Source organism: Paraburkholderia sp. UCT70, from assembly GCF_050434085.1.
GTDB lineage: Bacteria > Pseudomonadota > Gammaproteobacteria > Burkholderiales > Burkholderiaceae > Paraburkholderia > Paraburkholderia tuberum.
Genome location: NZ_JBNPVZ010000004.1, coordinates 1771129 through 1788437, shown reverse-complemented (window position 1 = coordinate 1788437; position 17309 = coordinate 1771129). Strand labels below are relative to the sequence as shown.

At 63.1% G+C, this 17309-nt stretch carries 12 protein-coding genes and 1 pseudogene; 4 read left to right on the top strand and 9 right to left on the bottom strand.

The window, feature by feature from the left end; genetic code table 11:
- Nucleotides 1–170: 170 nt before the first annotated feature.
- A complete protein-coding gene (locus OKW41_RS33745; RefSeq protein ID WP_184022229.1) occupies nt 171–635 on the bottom strand; it encodes a rhodanese-like domain-containing protein in 465 nt (154 codons plus the stop codon).
- 454 nt (nt 636–1089) lie between these two features.
- Here OKW41_RS33745 and glnA point away from each other — a divergent pair, with 454 nt between their 5' ends.
- The 4 genes from glnA (at nt 1090) to OKW41_RS33725 (ending at nt 7680) form a co-directional block, all read left to right on the top strand.
- Nucleotides 1090–2505: a type I glutamate--ammonia ligase gene (gene glnA, locus OKW41_RS33740; protein ID WP_429293433.1), complete on the top strand. Its 1416-nt coding sequence runs from the start codon at nt 1090–1092 to the stop codon at nt 2503–2505.
- Between the two features lie 199 nt (nt 2506–2704).
- The gene (gene glnL, locus OKW41_RS33735) at nt 2705–3847 is read left to right on the top strand and encodes a nitrogen regulation protein NR(II) (protein WP_429575299.1); all 1143 of its coding nucleotides are present in this window, start codon (nt 2705–2707) and stop codon (nt 3845–3847) included.
- Between the two features lie 36 nt (nt 3848–3883).
- Nucleotides 3884–5422 carry a nitrogen regulation protein NR(I) gene (gene ntrC / locus OKW41_RS33730; RefSeq protein WP_429575298.1) on the top strand — a complete coding sequence of 513 codons (1539 nt, stop codon included), beginning with the start codon at nt 3884–3886 and terminating at the stop codon, nt 5420–5422.
- Nucleotides 5423–5562: 140 nt separating this feature from the next.
- Nucleotides 5563–7680, top strand: a complete 2118-nt coding sequence (locus OKW41_RS33725) for a prolyl oligopeptidase family serine peptidase (RefSeq protein WP_429575297.1) — start codon at nt 5563–5565, stop codon at nt 7678–7680.
- Nucleotides 7681–7731: 51 nt separating this feature from the next.
- On the opposite strand, the gene xth is transcribed toward OKW41_RS33725, so the two are convergent.
- The 8 genes and pseudogenes from xth to OKW41_RS33685 form a co-directional block, all read right to left on the bottom strand.
- Entirely contained in the window at nt 7732–8508 is a 777-nt protein-coding gene (gene xth, locus OKW41_RS33720; protein WP_090800854.1) for an exodeoxyribonuclease III, read from the bottom strand.
- Nucleotides 8509–8754: 246 nt separating this feature from the next.
- Nucleotides 8755–8880: pseudogene (locus OKW41_RS33715) on the bottom strand (integrase); the annotation flags it as partial.
- A gap of 50 nt (nt 8881–8930) precedes the next feature.
- A complete protein-coding gene (locus tag OKW41_RS33710; protein WP_184006046.1) occupies nt 8931–9950 on the bottom strand; it encodes an ABC transporter ATP-binding protein in 1020 nt (339 codons plus the stop codon).
- Nucleotides 9947–10948: an ABC transporter ATP-binding protein gene (locus tag OKW41_RS33705; RefSeq protein WP_429450464.1), complete on the bottom strand. Its 1002-nt coding sequence runs from the start codon at nt 10946–10948 to the stop codon at nt 9947–9949. The genes OKW41_RS33710 and OKW41_RS33705 overlap by 4 nt, the downstream gene beginning before the upstream one ends.
- Before the next feature lies 1 nt (nt 10949).
- Nucleotides 10950–11804, bottom strand: a complete 855-nt coding sequence (locus OKW41_RS33700) for an ABC transporter permease (protein ID WP_429454474.1) — start codon at nt 11802–11804, stop codon at nt 10950–10952.
- Between the two features lie 97 nt (nt 11805–11901).
- A complete protein-coding gene (locus tag OKW41_RS33695) occupies nt 11902–12837 on the bottom strand; it encodes an ABC transporter permease subunit (RefSeq protein WP_184022273.1) in 936 nt (311 codons plus the stop codon).
- 17 nt (nt 12838–12854) lie between these two features.
- Complete coding sequence (locus OKW41_RS33690; protein WP_429575296.1) at nt 12855–14471, bottom strand: peptide ABC transporter substrate-binding protein; 1617 nt, start codon at nt 14469–14471, stop codon at nt 12855–12857.
- A gap of 130 nt (nt 14472–14601) precedes the next feature.
- Nucleotides 14602–17292 carry a TonB-dependent receptor plug domain-containing protein gene (locus OKW41_RS33685; protein WP_429575295.1) on the bottom strand — a complete coding sequence of 897 codons (2691 nt, stop codon included), beginning with the start codon at nt 17290–17292 and terminating at the stop codon, nt 14602–14604.
- Nucleotides 17293–17309 lie beyond the last annotated feature (17 nt).

Below are 17309 nucleotides of genomic sequence, written 5' to 3'. Positions count from 1 at the left end.
AAACAAGCGGTCCGCGCCTGAGGGTCAGGTTGGCGCGAACCGCGACATCGCAGTGTCACAACTCGCGCCGACGATGCAATCAATGCGTGGTCGGCGCGAACCGTTTCAATCGGCCTGCTTCAGCGCCGCGCCACGGGTTTCCGCGGATGCGGGCAGTGCGCCACGCGTCATCAGGCTCCGATCCACGGCAAGCCGCGAAAACACCATCCCGACACCGTCTTCCGATGCCCCTGGCCGTCCTTGTCGCCTTCGAAGCCTTCCAGCAGGTCATACGCCTTCGTGAAGCCGGCTTGGGTCGCGGCGATCGCGGCGAGCTTCGAGCGCGCGGCGCTGCGGCACAGGAACAGCACCGGCGTGTCGGGCGAGGCGACCTGCGCCAGTTGCTGCACGAACTCCTGATTGGGCACCGCGCCCGGGTAGCGCGTCCATTCGACATGCGCGTATTGGCCATCACCGATCACCGGCCGGCCGACCCAGTCGAGCTCGGCGCGGGTACGCACGTCGACGAGACGCGTGCGCGGATCGAGTTCCAGCAGTTCGAACGCCTCGGCCGGCGATACCGCGCCCGCGTAGGGCAGTTGGTTCTCGGTGCGGCGGGCGTCCGCCTTCGCGTAAAGCTGTTCGAGCGTGCTCATGAGCGTCAATCTCCTTCGGACCAGATGATCATTCTAGCGCGCTGCAGGCAGCGCACAGACCTGTGTAGACTGGACGGCGCCGGGCAGTCGCGGGCGCCGTCCCAACCTCGATGCGCAAATATGGTGCAATTCCTGCTGAATGCACCACAATGGTAGGGATCGTCATTTCCAAAGCGGTGAATGCGCGAAATTGGTGCGTTGCGATGCCCGCACGTTTGTTTGCGAGGCTGCTCTCGCCTCGTGCGTGGCCGGCAAACGTAAGCGGCGCAATGGTGTGCGCCGGATTGGCCCATACGAGGCCCAGAGGTGGCACACTATCTGCTTTATTGGTGCCGATCGATTTATCCCGGCAGAATTTTCCGCCCGCGACGCCATATAAGTGGACGTTCCGGGATGGGTCAGCTAGATTGGGCGGCGGCTGAATCCGCCGAAATTGTTAATCAGGAGATAGGTTATGAGTAAATCCGTGGCCGACGTCATTCAACTCGTCAAGGACGAAGACGTCAAGTTTGTCGACTTCCGTTTCACCGACACGCGCGGCAAAGAACAACACGTTTCGGTGCCGGTGTCGGCATTCGATGAAGACAAGTTCGAAAGCGGCCATGCGTTTGACGGTTCGTCGATTGCCGGCTGGAAGGGCATCGAAGCATCGGACATGTTGCTGGTCCCGGACGCGAACACGGCCTTCATCGACCCGTTCTACGAAGAATCGACCCTCGTGCTGACCTGTGACGTCGTCGAACCGGCTGACGGCAAGGGCTACGAGCGCGACCCGCGCTCGCTCGCGAAGCGCGCCGAAGCGTACCTGAAGAGCTCGGGCCTCGGCGACACCGCGTACTTCGGTCCGGAACCGGAATTCTTCATTTTCGACTCGGTCCAGTGGAACACGGATCAGTCGGGCTGCTTCGTGAAGATCGGTTCGGAAGAAGCACCGTGGTCGTCGGCGAAGGAATTCGAAGGCGGCAACACCGGCCACCGTCCGGGCACCAAGGGCGGCTACTTCCCGGTCGCGCCGGTCGATTCGTTCCAGGACATCCGTTCGGAAATATGTCTGCTGCTCGAACAGATCGGCATTCCGGTCGAAGTGCATCACCACGAAGTGGGGGGCATGGGCCAGAATGAAATCGGCACGAAGTTCTCGACGCTGGTGCAGCGCGCCGACTGGACGCAGCAACTGAAGTACATCATCCAAAACGTCGCGCACACGTACGGCAAGACGGCAACGTTCATGCCGAAGCCGGTCGTCGGCGATAACGGTTCGGGCATGCACGTTCACCAGTCGATCTGGAAGGACGGCCAGAACCTGTTCGCGGGCAATGGTTACGCAGGTCTGTCGGAATTCGCGCTGTTCTACATCGGCGGCATCATCAAGCACGCTCGCGCGCTGAACGCGATCACGAACCCGGGTACGAACTCGTACAAGCGTCTCGTGCCGCACTTCGAAGCGCCGGTCAAGCTCGCTTACTCGGCTCGCAACCGTTCGGCATCGATCCGAATTCCGCACGTGTCGAACCCGAAGGGCCGCCGTATCGAAACGCGCTTCCCGGATCCGCTGGCGAATCCGTACCTGTGCTTCTCCGCGCTGATGATGGCGGGTCTGGACGGCGTGCAGAACAAGATTCACCCGGGCGAAGCCGCCGACAAGAACCTGTACGACCTGCCGCCGGAAGAGGATGCAAAGATCCCGACCGTGTGCGCGGGCCTCGACCAGGCTCTCGACTCGCTCGACGCGGACCGCGAGTTCCTGACGCGCGGCGGCGTGTTCACGGATGCGATGCTCGACGCGTACATCGAACTGAAGACGACGGAACTGCAGCGTTATCGTCAGTCGGTGCACCCGATCGAATTCGAAATGTATTACTCGCTGTAAGCGGCCATGGCGCTTCGCCCTTCACCCGGCGAAGCGCTTTGCCCGACGCTCGCGATCGGTCACGAAGGGACGGCGGCGCCGTCCCTTTTTCGTTAGATCGTACGCACGGCCGGCCGCGCGCGGGCAACACGGCATTCGGTGAAGCACAATAAAGCAGCACTCCTGATTTATCACCATCTCCTACCGGCCAGACTGCAAGATGGTTCTCAAGAATCTGATCAAGGCAAGGAAAGGACACGAACAGACGCTGTCGGACGACATACAGCTCGTGAGTTCTGGCCTGCTGCCAGGCTTCGAGGCGCTGCCGACCGTCTTGCTGGTGCTCGAGAAGCGCACGCTGCGCGTCGCGTTCGCGAATCCGTCGGCGGAGTCGATGCTGGAGATGTCTCGCAAGCAACTCACGCAGATGGCGTGGCCAGACATCTTCTCGAACGCGGACGAACTGGTCGCGACGATCACCGCGATCGCCGCGCACCGTTTTCACGCGACGCATCTGGACGCCGTGCTCGAGCGTCCCGGCCACGAGCCGCTGCACGTGCATGCGATCGTCGGTTTTCTTGAAAGCGCGCAGGACTACGTGTTGCTCGAACTATTCGAGAACGAGCGGCATCTGCGCACCGACCGCGAAGAGCGCATCAACGACCTGACGGCCGTCAACAAGCATCTGATCCGCAATCTCGCGCACGAAATCAAGAATCCGCTGGGCGGGATTCGCGGCGCCGCGCAACTGCTCGAGTTCGAACTCGGCGAACGTCAGCGCGACGAGTTGCGCGAGTACACCCAGGTCATCATCAAGGAGTCGGACCGTCTGCAAACGCTGGTCGACCGCTTGCTCGAACCGCACCGGCATCCGCATATCGTCGGCGACGTGAATGTTCACGAGGTGTGCGAGCGCGTGCGTCAGGTGATTCTCGCGGAGTTTCCGCGCGGCCTGACGATCGAGCGCGACTACGACGTCAGCGTGCCGGATCTGCGCGGCGACAAGGAGCAACTGATCCAGGCGCTGCTGAACATCGTGCGCAATGCGGCCGAGGCGTTGCGCGAGCGGATCTCGCAGGGCGATGCGCGCATCGAATTGCGCACGCGCATCGCGCGCAAGGTCACGATTTCAAAACGCCTGTGCAAGCTGGCATTGGACTTGCATATCATCGACAACGGCCCAGGCATTCCCGAAGAGATTCGCGACCGCATTTTCTATCCGCTCGTGTCGGGGCGCGAGGACGGCAGCGGTCTCGGTCTCACGCTAGCGCAGACCTTCGTGCAGCAGCACGAAGGTCTGATCGAGGTGGAAAGCCGGCCGGGCCATACCGAGTTTCAGATTCTGCTGCCGCTCGACCTCTAGATAACACAAGCACCTCAAGACTTCTGACCGACCTATATGAAGCCGATCTGGATAGTAGACGACGATCAATCAATTCGCTGGGTGCTCGAGAAAGCGCTGGCGCGCGAAAACTTCGCGACGCGCAGCTTCGCGAACGTGCGCGAAGCGTCGGCCGCACTCGATCACGACAGCCCGCAGGTGCTGGTCTCCGATATCCGCATGCCTGGCGGCTCCGGGCTGGAGCTGCTGCAAACCGTACGCGACAAGGTGCCGGGCTTGCCGGTCATCATCATGACCGCGTTCTCGGATCTCGATAGCGCGGTCGCCGCATTCCAGGGCGGCGCGTTCGAGTATCTGGCGAAGCCGTTCGACGTCGACAAGGCCGTCGAGCTGATTCGCCGCGCGGTCGACGAAAGCATGCGCGGCGAGCAGACGTGGGACGACCGCGTCGCCGAAGCGCCCGAGATGCTCGGCCAGGCGCCCGCGATGCAGGACATGTTTCGCGCGATCGGCCGCCTGTCGCATTCGGCGGCCACCGTGCTCATTACCGGCGAATCAGGCACCGGGAAGGAACTGGTCGCGCGTGCGTTGCACCGACATAGCCCACGCGCGAACGGCCCCTTCATCGCGTTGAACACGGCCGCGATTCCGAAGGATTTGCTGGAGTCCGAACTGTTCGGTCATGAACGCGGGGCGTTCACCGGCGCGCAGGCGATGCGCCAGGGACGCTTCGAGCAGGCCGAGAACGGCACGCTGTTTCTCGACGAAATCGGCGACATGCCGTTCGATCTGCAGACGCGTCTGTTGCGCGTGCTGTCGGACGGGCAGTTCTATCGTGTGGGCGGCCACAATCCGTTGCGCGCGAATGTGCGGGTGATCGCGGCGACGCACCAGAATCTCGAATCGCGCGTGCGGCAGGGACTGTTTCGCGAGGACCTGTATCACCGTCTCAACGTGATCCGTCTGCGGCTGCCCGCGTTGCGCGAGCACAACGAGGATATCCCGCTGCTGACGCGGCATTTCCTGCAAAAGAGTGCGCGCGATCTCGGCGTCGAACCGAAGCGCGTGTCCGAGGAGGCGCTCGCGTATCTCGCGTCGCTGCCGTTTCCGGGCAATGTGCGGCAACTCGAGAACCTCGCGAACTGGCTCACGGTGATGGCGCCCGCGCAGACGATCGAAATCAAGGATCTGCCGCCCGATCTCGGTCCCGCGCACGGCGCCGGGAGCGAGCTCGGTGCGGGCGCCGCTGCCGGCGCGACGACGGATGGCACCGTGGCGACCAATGCGGGAATCGCGGGCGGCGTGCCGCTCGCTGGCACGAACGGCGGCGCGCTCGTGCATCCGGGTGGGGCGGCCGGTGCGTCGGTCGCCACCGCGCTGAGCGCATGGGAAGGCGGCTTGCGCACCGAAGTCGCGCGCATGCTGCGCGAAAACGCGGCCGACGTGATGGACGAACTCGCGCGCCGCTTCGAAGCGGCCGTGATCCGCGAGGCGCTCGACTTCACGCGCGGCCGCAAGGTCGAGGCGGCCGAGCGGCTCGGCATCGGGCGCAATACGATTACGCGCAAGATTCAGGAGCTCAATCTGGAGCCTTGACGCGCTCGTTCTGAGCGATGCTGCATGGCAGGCGGGGGCGGCTCAGGCCGCCTTCGTCGTTGTTGCATCGCGCCCCGCGGCAAACCGTCAGCCACCGCGCACGAGGCATAATCAACGCTGTTCCGATCCAACAGCCGACGATGCCAGCTTCTTCAGCTTCTCCCGCCACGTTCGAGTGGCCGCTTTCCCCCGATCCTTTCCTGTCGCTCGAAGAGCTGTACGACGCTGACGCACTCGCATGGGTCGACGCGCAGAATGCGCGCACCCGCGTGGCGTGGTGCAGCGGCGAGTCGTTCGACACGCTCAGACGGCGGCTCGCCGATGCCTATCTGCCGCGCGAGCGTCCGGTGATTCCGGATCGCTGGAAGGACTGGGCCTACGATTTGTGGCAGGACGAGCGCAATCCGCGCGGTATCTGGCGACGCACTGCGTGGGCCGCATGGCGCAACGGCGCGCCGGTGTGGCAGAACCTGCTCGACTTCGACGCGCTCGGCGCGGCCGACGGCACGCCGTGGGTGTGCGTCGATCTCGATATCCTTTATCCGGACGGCGACCGCGCGCTGATCACGATGTCGCCGGGCGGTTCGGATGCGCTCGTCGTGCGCGAGTTCGATCTCGACGCGCGGCGTTTCGTCGACGATGGCTTCGCGATTGCGAAGGCGGGCAAGCACACGGTGTCGTGGATCGATCGCGATACGCTGTACGTCGGCTGGGACAATGGGCGCAAGACGCTGACGCGCTCCGGTTATCCGCGCGACGTGCGGCGCTGGACCCGCGGTACGGCGCTCGCCGATGCGCCCGTCGTGTTTCGCGGCGAGTTTGGCGACATTGGCGTGGAGGCGCATTACGATCCGGTCGATCGCCGGCATACGGTGACGAGCAGCGTCGACTTTTTCGATTCGCACACGTATTACCTCGACGACGCTAGCGACGCCTGGCATCGTTACGAAGTGCCGTCGCACGTCGCGGTGGGGGCGTGGCAGGGCTGGCTGTTGCTCGAGCCGCGGCTCGATTGGGAGTGCGAGTGGGACGGCAATCTCGCGCGCTATCCGGGCGGCGCGCTGCTCGCGATTCGCGAGGACGCGTTTCTGCGCGGCGAGCGCGACGTGACGCCGCTCTTCACGCCGACGCCGCTGACCTCGGCCTGCGAGTGGTCGCATACGCGCCATCATCTGATCGTGTCGTATCTCGACGACGTGCGCGGCAAGACGCTGATCTGGACGCCGTCGCAGCGCGAGGACGGCACCTGGCAGTGGCGTGAGCGCGTGTTCGCGTCGCGCGGCGATGCGCAGGTCGACGTGTCGCCGGTCGAGTCGACACTGAACGACGAAGTGTTCGTCGACACCGACGATTATCTGCAACCGCCCGCCTACTGGCTCTCCGATCTCGCGCTCGAGGAGCCCGGCGAATGGGAGTTGCTCGACCGTTGGCCGACGCAGTTCGACGCGACGCGCGTCGCGGTGACGCGCGGACATGCGGTATCGGCCGATGGCACGCGCGTACCCTACACGGTGATTGGGCCGAAGGAAGCGCAGTCATCGCCGGGCGATGACAGCCCGACGCGCCCATGTCTGCTGAGCGGCTACGGCGGCTTCGCGATTCCGCTGCTGCCGAGCTATCTGACGGGGCAGGGCATCGGCTGGCTCGAACGCGGCGGCGTGTACGTGGTCGCGCATATTCGCGGCGGCGGCGAGTTCGGCACGCGCTGGCACACGGCGGCGCAAGGCGAGCATCGCCAGCGCGCGTTCGATGATTTCATCGCGGTCGCCGAGGCACTGATCGCGACCGGCGTGACGAGCGCCGCACAGCTCGGCATTCAGGGCGGCAGCAACGGCGGTTTGCTGGTGGCCGCCTGCATGGTGCAGCGGCCGCAGCTATTCGGCGCGGTCGTCTGCGAGGTGCCGTTGCTCGATATGAGCCGCTATCACCTGCTGCATGCGGGCGCCTCGTGGATCGACGAGTACGGCGACCCCGACGAACCCGATGAAGCGCGTGCGCTCGCCGCGTATTCGCCGTATCACAACCTCGCGGCGGGTGTCGCGTATCCGCCGGTGCTATTCACGACGTCGACCGCCGACGATCGCGTGCATCCCGGCCATGCGCGCAAAATGGCCGCGCGCATGCAGGCGCTGGGCGCGCAGCACGTGTGGTATCGGGAGAATACGGAAGGCGGCCACGGCGGCTCCGATGAGCTGGAGCAGGCCGAGCATGATGCGATGGTGTTCGGGTTCCTGTGGGGTGTGCTGGGCGGCGCTTGAAGCAATAGGGACACGAGGCGGCGCTGCCTCGTTTCGTCGCTGTATTCCGGATCAACCCAGCTGCGCGAACACTGGCGCGTGATCCGACGGCTGCTCCCACTTGCGCGGCACCTTGTCGATGTCGCACGCCGAGCAGATGTCGGCCAATGCCTTCGACAGCAGGATGTGATCGATGCGCAGTCCCGCGTTGCGACGGAACGCCATCATCCGGTAGTCCCACCACGAATAGATTTTTTCCTGCTGCTCGAACTGGCGGAACGCGTCGAGCAGGCCGAGGCCGATCAGCCGCACGAACGCGGCGCGTTCCTCGGGCGACACCAGATTCTGACCTTCCCATGCCTTCGGATCGTGCACGTCGCGATCGTCGGGCGCGATGTTGTAGTCGCCGAGCAAGGCGAGCTTCGGATGCAGCGTCATCTCGGTTGCGAGCCAGTCGTGCAGCGCGTCGAGCCAGCGCAGCTTGTACGCGAACTTGTCGGTGCCGGGCGCCTGGCCGTTGGGGAAATACGCGGAGATGATGCGCACGCCGTCGATGGTTGCCGCGATCACGCGCTGCTGCGGGTCCTCGAAACCGGGGATGTTGCGCACGATGCTGCTTTCGTCGACGTTCAAACCTTCGCGCACCAGAATGCCGACACCGTTATAGGTTTTCTGACCCGCGTACCAGCTTCGATAGCCGACCGCCTCGAGTTCGGCGCGCGGAAATTTTTCGTCGGGAAGCTTCAGTTCCTGCAGGCACAGCACGTCGGTGCCGCTGCTCGCGAGCCAGTCGATGACGTGTTGCTGGCGGACTTTGAGGGAGTTGACGTTCCAGGTGGCGATTTTCATCAGTTGCACAAGTTGTTGATTTTCAATAAATATTTGACTTGATGTGGTCGTGATATACGTATCGATATACCATTGCGCGACTGGTGTTCCGTTACTCAGGAGTCACACGCCAATGCCAGTCCGGCGTCGCAGCCTATATGATACGGCGTGTCAGGCCGGGGGCGCGGGTTCGAGTCCCGTCCACTCCGCCAGAAAGCCCGTTCATGGGAACTTGAACGGGCTTTTTTCTGTTGGCCCATCACCAGGCTGGTGCTTGAGGTTGCCGGCCGCCTCGATGAGACGACGCACTTCATCGGGACTGAGCACGACGGGCAATGTGCGGGGCACGCGCACCGGGTGCATTCTGACCATCAGCTCGGGCCGGTCGAGCGTGGGCTTTCGCCGCTGTCCCGGTTGTTGAGCTGCCGCCCATGAAACAGGCGCTATTCGGTAGGAACGGGAACCCGGATGCACGCAACCCGCCGTGCATCGCCTTGCTGGGAAACCGCTTGCGGTTGCGCATCGCCGCATGCGTCGATCGCGGCGGGGCAGCGCGTGCGGAACGCGCATCCCGACGGCGGTTGCAAGGGCGACGGAATCTCGCCTTGAAGCAGCAGATGCCGTCGCGCGCGCTCGACGGTCGGGTCGGGAACCGGTACGGCCGACAGCAATGCACGGGTATAGGGATGCGCAGGTGCCGCGTACAGCGCGCGTTTTTCGCCGAACTCTATCACGCGCCCCATATACATCACCATCACGCGATGGCTGATTGCTTTCACCACGGCCAGATCGTGTGCGACGAACAGCAGCGACAACGACAGTTCGCGTTGCAAGTCGCGCAATAGATTAACGATTTGCGCTTGAATCGACACGTCGAGCGCGGACACCGGTTCATCGCAGATCACGAGTTGCGGCTCGCTGATCAATGCGCGCGCAATTCCGACGCGCTGACATTGCCCGCCCGAAAACTCATGCGGATAGCGCCGCAGATGCTGCGCATTCAGGCCGACGCGTTCGAGGATGGTCAGCACGCGAGCGCGCACATCGGCGCGCGCGACATCGGGCCGATGCGTGATCAACGGCTCCGCGACGATCTGCTCGATCGTCATGCGCGGATCGAGCGACGCCAGCGGGTCCTGAAAGATCATCTGCACGTCGCGCCGCAAGATGCCGAGATCGCGCTTCGCGCCTTGCACGGTTTCGACGCCATGAAGCTTGACGCTGCCGCCCGACGCAGGCGCAAGACCGACGATCGCGCGCGCGAGCGTGGACTTGCCGCAGCCGGATTCGCCCACCAGCCCGACGGTTTCGCCGCGCCGTACATCGAACGACACGCCGTCGACAGCGCGCAGCGTGGCCTTGCCAGACCACGGTAATTTGCCGCGCGGCACGCTGAAATGCACCTTCAGTTCGTTCACCGACAGCAGCGGTTCGGTACTGTTGCAAGCGGAATGCTGGTTCATCGAACGGCCCCCAGAATGGCTGGAACCGGACGGTGGCACGCGCGCAATGCACCCGCCAGATCGCTACGCGCATCGAGCGACGGCACTGTGGTGCGGCAAGTATCGTCTGCAAACGAACAACGCGGTGCGAACGCGCAACCCGCGCCGATTTGCCCCGGCAAGGGCGGATTGCCCGGAATGGTTTGCAACGGGCGGTCGTCGTCGTCGGTGATGCGCGGCAGCGCGTTCAGCAGGCCGATCGTGTACGGATGGGTCGGCGCGGCGAACAGCGCGTGCGCGTCTGCCTGCTCGACCGTGCGCCCTGCATACATCACCATCACGGTATCGCACAACCCGGCAACCACGCCCATGTCGTGCGTGATGAGGACGATTGCCGTGCCGCGCTCGCGATTCAGTTCGCGCAGCAATTCGATGATTTGCGCCTGAACGGTGACGTCGAGCGCGGTAGTCGGTTCGTCGGCAATCAAAATTTCCGGTTCGGACAGCAACGCCATCGCAATCATCACGCGCTGCCGCATACCACCGGAAAACTCATGCGGATACATGCCGATGCGGCGTGCGGCATCGGGAATCCGCACCGTGTCGAGCACCTCGATGGCACGCCGGCGCGCTTCGCGACGCGACAGCTTCTTGTGCAATTGCAGCGATTCCGTCATCTGCCGTTCAATGGTCAAAAACGGATTGAGCGCCGTCATCGGGTCCTGAAACACCATGCCGATCCGGTTGCCGCGAATCCTGTTCAGCGCTGCGTTGTTCATCGTCAGCAGATCGCCGCCGTCTTCGCCACGATACAGTGCGGTGCCCGACACGCTGCCGTTCGACGACAGCAGACCGAGCAGCGCCATCACGGTCTGACTCTTGCCCGACCCCGATTCGCCGACGATGCCCAGCGTGCTGCCCGCGTCGAGCGAAAACGACACGCGTTGGACCGCATCGACCGGCGGGCCTTCGCGGCGCGTGAAGCGCACACTCAGGTCCTTCACTTCGAGTAGCGCCATGTCAATGATCCTTGGGGTCGAGAGCGTCGCGCAAACCGTCGCCGACGAAGTTCACGCAATAAAGCGTCACGCACAGCATGACGGCAGGGCAGAGCAGCAGCCACGGCATCGATTCGAGTTTTTGGGCACCGTCTTCGATCAGCACGCCCCAACTCGTCATCGGCTCCTGGACGCCGAGTCCGAGAAACGACAGCACCGATTCCGTCAGCACGATCGAGGGCACTGTGACCGTGGCATACACGACCACCACGCCGATCAGGTTCGGCACGATATGCCGCGCGATGATGGCGCGGGTGCTGACGCCAGTCGCACGCGCCGCGTCGACGAATTCGCGCGAACGCAGCGACAGCGTCTGACCGCGCACCACGCGCGCCATATCGAGCCACGAAAACGCGCTGATGGTCAGCACGACCAGATAGAATGCGCGGCCGAACAGCGTCATCATCATGATCGCGATCAGCATGTACGGAATCGCGTACATCACGTCGACGACGCGCATCATAACGGCATCGACGCGTCCGCCCATGAAGCCGGCTGTCGCGCCCCACGCGACGCCGATCAGTCCGGACACCAGCGTGCCGAGCAACCCGACTTCGAGCGATACGCGCCCGCCCACCAGCGTGCGCGCGAGCAGGTCGCGACCGAGTTCGTCGGTACCGAACAGATGCATGCCGAGCCACGACGGCGGCAGACTGATCGATCCCCAGTCGCTGTCGACCGGATTGTTGGGCAGAAACAGCGGCCCCGCAAAGCATGCGACGACGATCAGCAGCAGGATCACCAGACTTGCAAATGCCGCGCGATTACGTAAAAAGCGCATGCCGGCAATCGCGAACGGTCCGCGCGAAGTCTTCATGACGATGCCGCCGGACAGACAGCCGCCTGCGGACGCCGCATCGGCCGGCGGCGCGACGAACGCACGCGCGGCCAGGTTGAATCGACGAATCTTCATGTCAGTACCGGATGCGCGGATCGAGCCATGCGTAAGCAAGATCGACCAGCAGATTGAACAGGACCGCGAATGCCGTGATCAATGCGACCAGACCGAGCACCAGCGTGTAGTCGCGATTGATCGCGCCGTTCACGACCAGTTGCCCGAGACCGGGCAGCGCGAATACGGATTCGGTGACGACCGCAGCGGTGATCGACGAAATGCACAGCGAGCCGAGTAGCGATACGACCGGCATCAGCGCCGGTTTCAGCGCATGACGCAAGACGATGGTGCGCCCGGCCAGACCTTTCGCGCGCGCGGTCCGGATGAAATTGCCGGACAGCACTTCGATCATGCTGCCGCGCATCACGCGCGCAATCGTCGATACGTTGATAATCACGAGCAGTACGATCGGCAATACGCGGTAGTGCCAGTCGCCATCACCCCAACCGCCAGCGGGCAGCAGACCATGCTCGCCGCGCTTGATCAGGATCGCGAAGACCCACACCAGCACGGGGCCGAGAATGAATGGCGGCACCACACCGCCGAGATTGCCGAGCAACATCACGCCGTAGTCGATCACACCATTGCGGCGCACCGCCGCAACCGTGCCGAGCGCCACACCGATCACCAGCGCGATCGGCACCGAAATGCCGCCGACGCCGAGGCTGACCGGTAGGGCTTTCCACACCAGTTCGCTGACCGACCAGTCCGTGTAACGGAACGACGCGCCGAGATCGCCGTGCAGCAGCGAGTCGATGTACAGCAAATACTGCTTCCACAGCGGCTGATCGATGTGGTATTTCGCGTCGAGATTGGCAAGCACGGCCGCCGACAGATGCTTCTCCGAATCGAACGGGCCGCCGGGCGTTAGGTGCAGCAGCAGGTAGCACGCGGTGATCACGGCGAGAATCGTCGGGATCGCCCATAACGCGCGGCGCAATGTATAAGCCAGCATGGCAAGGCTCCTTGCGCTCAGTGCTTGATGATGTACATGTCCTGCGACTGCCGCTGATCGACGTAGTTGGTCGGCGAATAGCCGCCCACATACGATTTCACGAGCCGCACTGCCGAGTACTGGAACATCGGAATCAGCGGATAGTCGTTCATCGCGATGTCGTGCGCCTGCGTTAGCATCGCGGTGCGCTTCGCTTCGTCCATCTGCTGGTTCGCCTGATCGATCAACGCATCGACCTTCGGATTGCAGTAGTGCTGGTCGTTCTGCAGGCTGTTGCAGCGGATCAGGTCGAAGAACGACATCGCGTCGTTGTAGTCGACGAACCAGCCGTCGCGCGACGCCTGCACCTTGCCGTCGTGGCGCATTTTCAGCAGCACGCGGTTCTCGACGTTTTCGAGCTTCACGTTGACGCCGAGCTTGGTGCGCCATTCCGATGTCGTGAATAGCGCGACCTTCTTGTGCAGGTCGTTGGTGTTGTATGTCAGCGTGAACGTCAACGGCTTTGCAGCGGAATAGCCCGCCTGTTTCAGCAGGTCTCGCGCGGTTTCAATGCGCTTCGCCATCGGCCACGCGGCCCAGTCGGGCTGGAATTGCGCCGCGCCTTGCGTGCCTGTCGCAATCAGGCCGTACAGCGGCAACTCGCCGCTTGCGGTCAGTTTAGACGTCAGCAGGTTGCGGTCGATCACCATCGATAGCGCCTCGCGCACGCGCTTGTCCCTGAAGGCCGGGTCGGCGTTGTTCAGCGAGTAGTAGTAGGTGGCGATAAACATCCCGGTCTTCAGCTCGGAACCGAACTGCTTGCTGACCTGGTTATAGATGCCGGACGGAATGGTATACGTGTAATCGAACTGGCCGGCCTGATACATCCGCATTGCCGTTTCGTCGCTTTCGATCGGCAGATAGGTGACTTTCGTGATCGCGACCTTGCTCGCATCCCAGTACTTGTCGTTCTTCACCATCACGAGACGGTTGCCCGGTTGCCAGTCGCTCAATGCATACGCACCGTCGCTGACCATGTGGCCGGGACGGGTCCATTCGTCGCCATACTTCTCGACCGTCGCGCGGTTCACCGGCGCCATCGTCGACATCGCGGTCAGTTGCGGAAAGAACGCGGTCGGGTCTTCGGTCTTGACCTCTACCGTGTACGGATTGACCGCGCGCACGCCGAGACTGGAGAGCGGCGCCTTGCCCGCCAGAATCGCCTTCGCGTTCTTCACGAACTCGACCAGGATTGTGTATTTCGAGCCGGTCTTCGGATCGACCACGCGTTGCCACGAATAGACGAAATCGGCGGCCGTGACCGGCTCGCCGTTACTCCAGCGCGCGTTGTGGCGCAGCTTGAAGATCCATGTATCGGGCGCGCTGCGGCTCCACGATTCCGCCACGCCCGCCACGACCGCACCGTCGGCGGCGATTCGCGTCAAGCCTTCGAACAGGTCGAGGCCGATGGTATTGGCGGCCCAGGACTCGATATGCGCGGGGTCGATCGATTCTGCCTCGACGGGTGTTTGCCGCGTGAGTTCCTGGGTGGCTGCGAGCGTGACGCCGGGCGGGATCGTCACGGCGTGGGCGGGGGAGAGAAGGGCGAGCGCGAACGCGGCCAACGCCGCCTGGGTGGCGTGAATCGGTTTCATTGCGTATTTCAAGTGGTATCCGTAAAGCAAAAAAGCCGGCGGTGCGCGAGGCACCGCCGCCAATCCTCTTCAACAACGACGAAGAGGCAAGAGGAGACCTACGGTCCTGCGATAAAGCCCGCTGCGACGATCAGAAGCGGTAGGTCGCACCGATCTGGAAGAAGCGGCCCAGATTCGTGTACAGCGACTGGTCGTAGCCGGTGATGTCCGGCGTTGATTGCCACTCCACGTCGAACGGCGGCTCCCTGTCGAAGATGTTCTGGATGCCACCATAGATCGTCCAGTTCTTGAAGCCGCGATACGTCATCATCAGGTTGAACTGGCTATACGACGCCACCGAACCCGTGCCACCGTCGCCGAACTCGGCTGCCACTGCGTTGGTGTACGGACCCGTGTACTGCCAGCTCAGCGTCGTGGTCATCTTGCGGTAATCCCACGTCAGGCTCGTGTTGCCCTTCCAGCGGGGATTCGACGCACCGAACGGTTGCAGCAGCGCGAGGTTGTTACCCGCGAAGTCCTGCGTTGCAGAGCCCGGGCTGTTCAGCTTGAAGTGCCACACGTACGCCCAGTCGCCCGACAGCGTGAACGTGCCGTACTTCGTGCCGACCGACTTGCGGAAGTTCATGTCGAAGCCGTCGGTATCCAGCGAGCCGAGGTTGATGAACTGTTGCGCGATGTAGCGGATCGTGCCGTCAGGATTGCGCACGACCCTCGACGGGTCGTTGGCATCCAGCACGGCATTCGGATCGTCGGTACCGATCACGCCGTCGATATGAATCTTGTAGAACGCTGCACCGATATCGGTCGACGCATCCGGCGACAGTTCGAAGCCGATGTTGTAGTTCTTCGTGTGCTCCGGTTGGAGGTTCGGATTGCCGTTGATCTGTTCGGTCGTGAAGTGCTTGGTCGGCACGCCGCTCGGGTCGTTCGGATCGACGAGGTTCTGGTGAGCCAGGTAGGTTGCCTGCGAGTTTTCGATCAGCGTCGGCGCGCGGAAACCACGGCTGTACGACGCGTACGTCGTCAGCATCTGGACCGGTTGGAAGCGCAGTGCGAAGTTCGGCGAGAACGCGCCGCCGAAGTCGCTATAGTGGTCATAGCGGCCCGCTTGCGTGAACGTCAGGTTGTGGATGATCGGAATATCGATCTGGTAATACACGGCCGCGATGTTGCGTTCGCCGTCGACGGACTGAACGTTCGCCGGCACGACGATCCCTTGCGACGAGTACGTGCGCGGGTGGATCAGCGAGCTTTCGTGACGGAATTCCGTACCGAAACCGATGCCGACCGGGCCAGCCGGCAGGTTGAACAGATTGCCGGTCGAGGTCTTCGCCGTCACGCTGTCGAGCTTCGAGATCGCCTGCTGGTAGTCGTTCTGGAACAGGCCGTTCAGACCGTTCGGCGTCGATGCGGGGTTCGCGAAGTTGTAGCCGCCGTTCGGGCCGAGGATGTTTTCAGCCGCGGCCGTGTTGATCATGTTCGAGTACGTCGTGTCGACCGTGCTCTGCGAATGACCGTAGTCCACCGACCAGTCCCAGTCGCCGACCTTCGGCGTGGTGAACGAACCTTTCACGCCCGTCGAGGCCTTCCAGAACGTCGATACCGTGTCTGACCGCTGCGCAATGCCCGGGAAGGTCAGGTTGATCGGCGTATCGACTCCGTACGGGTTGTACGGATTCAGCGCCGACACCGTGCGGTTGAGTTGCGACACCGAGCCGGTCACCGGATTGAACACGTTCGACGTGCTGGTGATGGCCGGGCTGCCGAAATACTGGACCGTCTCGTTGCGGCTCGCCCACAGGTCGGCGTAAGCCTGTGTGTCGTCGTTGATCTTGAAGGTACCACGCACCTTCGCGTTCATACGCGTCGTCTGTGGAATAAGCGAGTACGTGTTCGCGTTGTTGTACACGCACGATGCGCCCGCCGCGTTAGTGCTGCCCGGAGGGCATGGGTTCAACGCGGCGGTCGAGCCGTCGGGCAGTTTCCAGAATGACTGCTGATTCGGACCCAGAGGACCAGCCGACCCACCTGGGAACTGGCTGAAGTCTTCGTTCTTGGTCATGTCGCGCTGGTCGAGCGTCGAACCGGAATCGCGATAGTAGCTGGCGGCAGCCGTCACGTTGAACCGATCCGAGTTCAGGTCGCCGAAGCCGCCGAGCACGCTGAAGTTGCCCTGAGCGTTGCCCGGATGCTGTGCCTTGCCGAGCTGCCCGTCGATCTCAAGACCCTGGAAGTTCTTCTTCGTGATGATGTTGACCACGCCGGCAATCGCGTCGGAACCGTATGCGGACACGGCGCCCGTTTTCACGATTTCGATGTGATCGACGATGTTCAGCGGGATCGTGTTGACGTCGAAGAACGTGTCGGTGAAGTTCACCGCCTGTGCGTAGTTCGCGACGCGTTGGCCGTCGACCAGCACCAGCGTGTACTTCTCGGACAGACCGCGCAATGCGATCCCCGAGCCGCCCGGCGCCGTGCCGTTCATCGTGGTGGAACCCCAACTGGACGCGGAGTTGGCGGACATGCCGCGCAGGAAGTCGGCCACGGTCGTGTAGCCGCTTTGCTGGATATCCCTTGCTGTAACGGTCTGGACTTCGACGTTGCCGGTCTTGTCCGATGTGCGGATCAGCGAACCGGTGACTTCTACTTTTTCGAGCTTGCTGACGGCGGGGGGAGTCGCCGCTGGCGTGCTTGCGGCCGTCGGAGCGGCCGCTGTATCAGGTTGGCTCTGTGCGTGTGCCAGCGGGACGAACGCCGCTGTCAACACCAGCTCGGCTCCGATGATTCTTTTGATGGCTGAGGCCAATCGCTTTTGTTTCACTTCCGCTCCTTCTTGTC

Bases quoted from the DNA above. Each gene is read 5' to 3' on its own strand.
- OKW41_RS33745 (WP_184022229.1), bottom strand. From the start codon at position 635: ATGAGCACGCTCGAACAGCTTTACGCGAAGGCGGACGCCCGCCGCACC.
- glnA (WP_429293433.1), top strand. From the start codon at position 1,090: ATGAGTAAATCCGTGGCCGACGTCATTCAACTCGTCAAGGACGAAGAC.
- glnL (WP_429575299.1), top strand. From the start codon at position 2,705: ATGGTTCTCAAGAATCTGATCAAGGCAAGGAAAGGACACGAACAGACG.
- ntrC (WP_429575298.1), top strand. From the start codon at position 3,884: ATGAAGCCGATCTGGATAGTAGACGACGATCAATCAATTCGCTGGGTG.
- OKW41_RS33725 (WP_429575297.1), top strand. From the start codon at position 5,563: ATGCCAGCTTCTTCAGCTTCTCCCGCCACGTTCGAGTGGCCGCTTTCC.
- xth (WP_090800854.1), bottom strand. From the start codon at position 8,508: ATGAAAATCGCCACCTGGAACGTCAACTCCCTCAAAGTCCGCCAGCAA.
- OKW41_RS33710 (WP_184006046.1), bottom strand. From the start codon at position 9,950: ATGAACCAGCATTCCGCTTGCAACAGTACCGAACCGCTGCTGTCGGTG.
- OKW41_RS33705 (WP_429450464.1), bottom strand. From the start codon at position 10,948: ATGGCGCTACTCGAAGTGAAGGACCTGAGTGTGCGCTTCACGCGCCGC.
- OKW41_RS33700 (WP_429454474.1), bottom strand. From the start codon at position 11,804: ATGAAGACTTCGCGCGGACCGTTCGCGATTGCCGGCATGCGCTTTTTA.
- OKW41_RS33695 (WP_184022273.1), bottom strand. From the start codon at position 12,837: ATGCTGGCTTATACATTGCGCCGCGCGTTATGGGCGATCCCGACGATT.
- OKW41_RS33690 (WP_429575296.1), bottom strand. From the start codon at position 14,471: ATGAAACCGATTCACGCCACCCAGGCGGCGTTGGCCGCGTTCGCGCTC.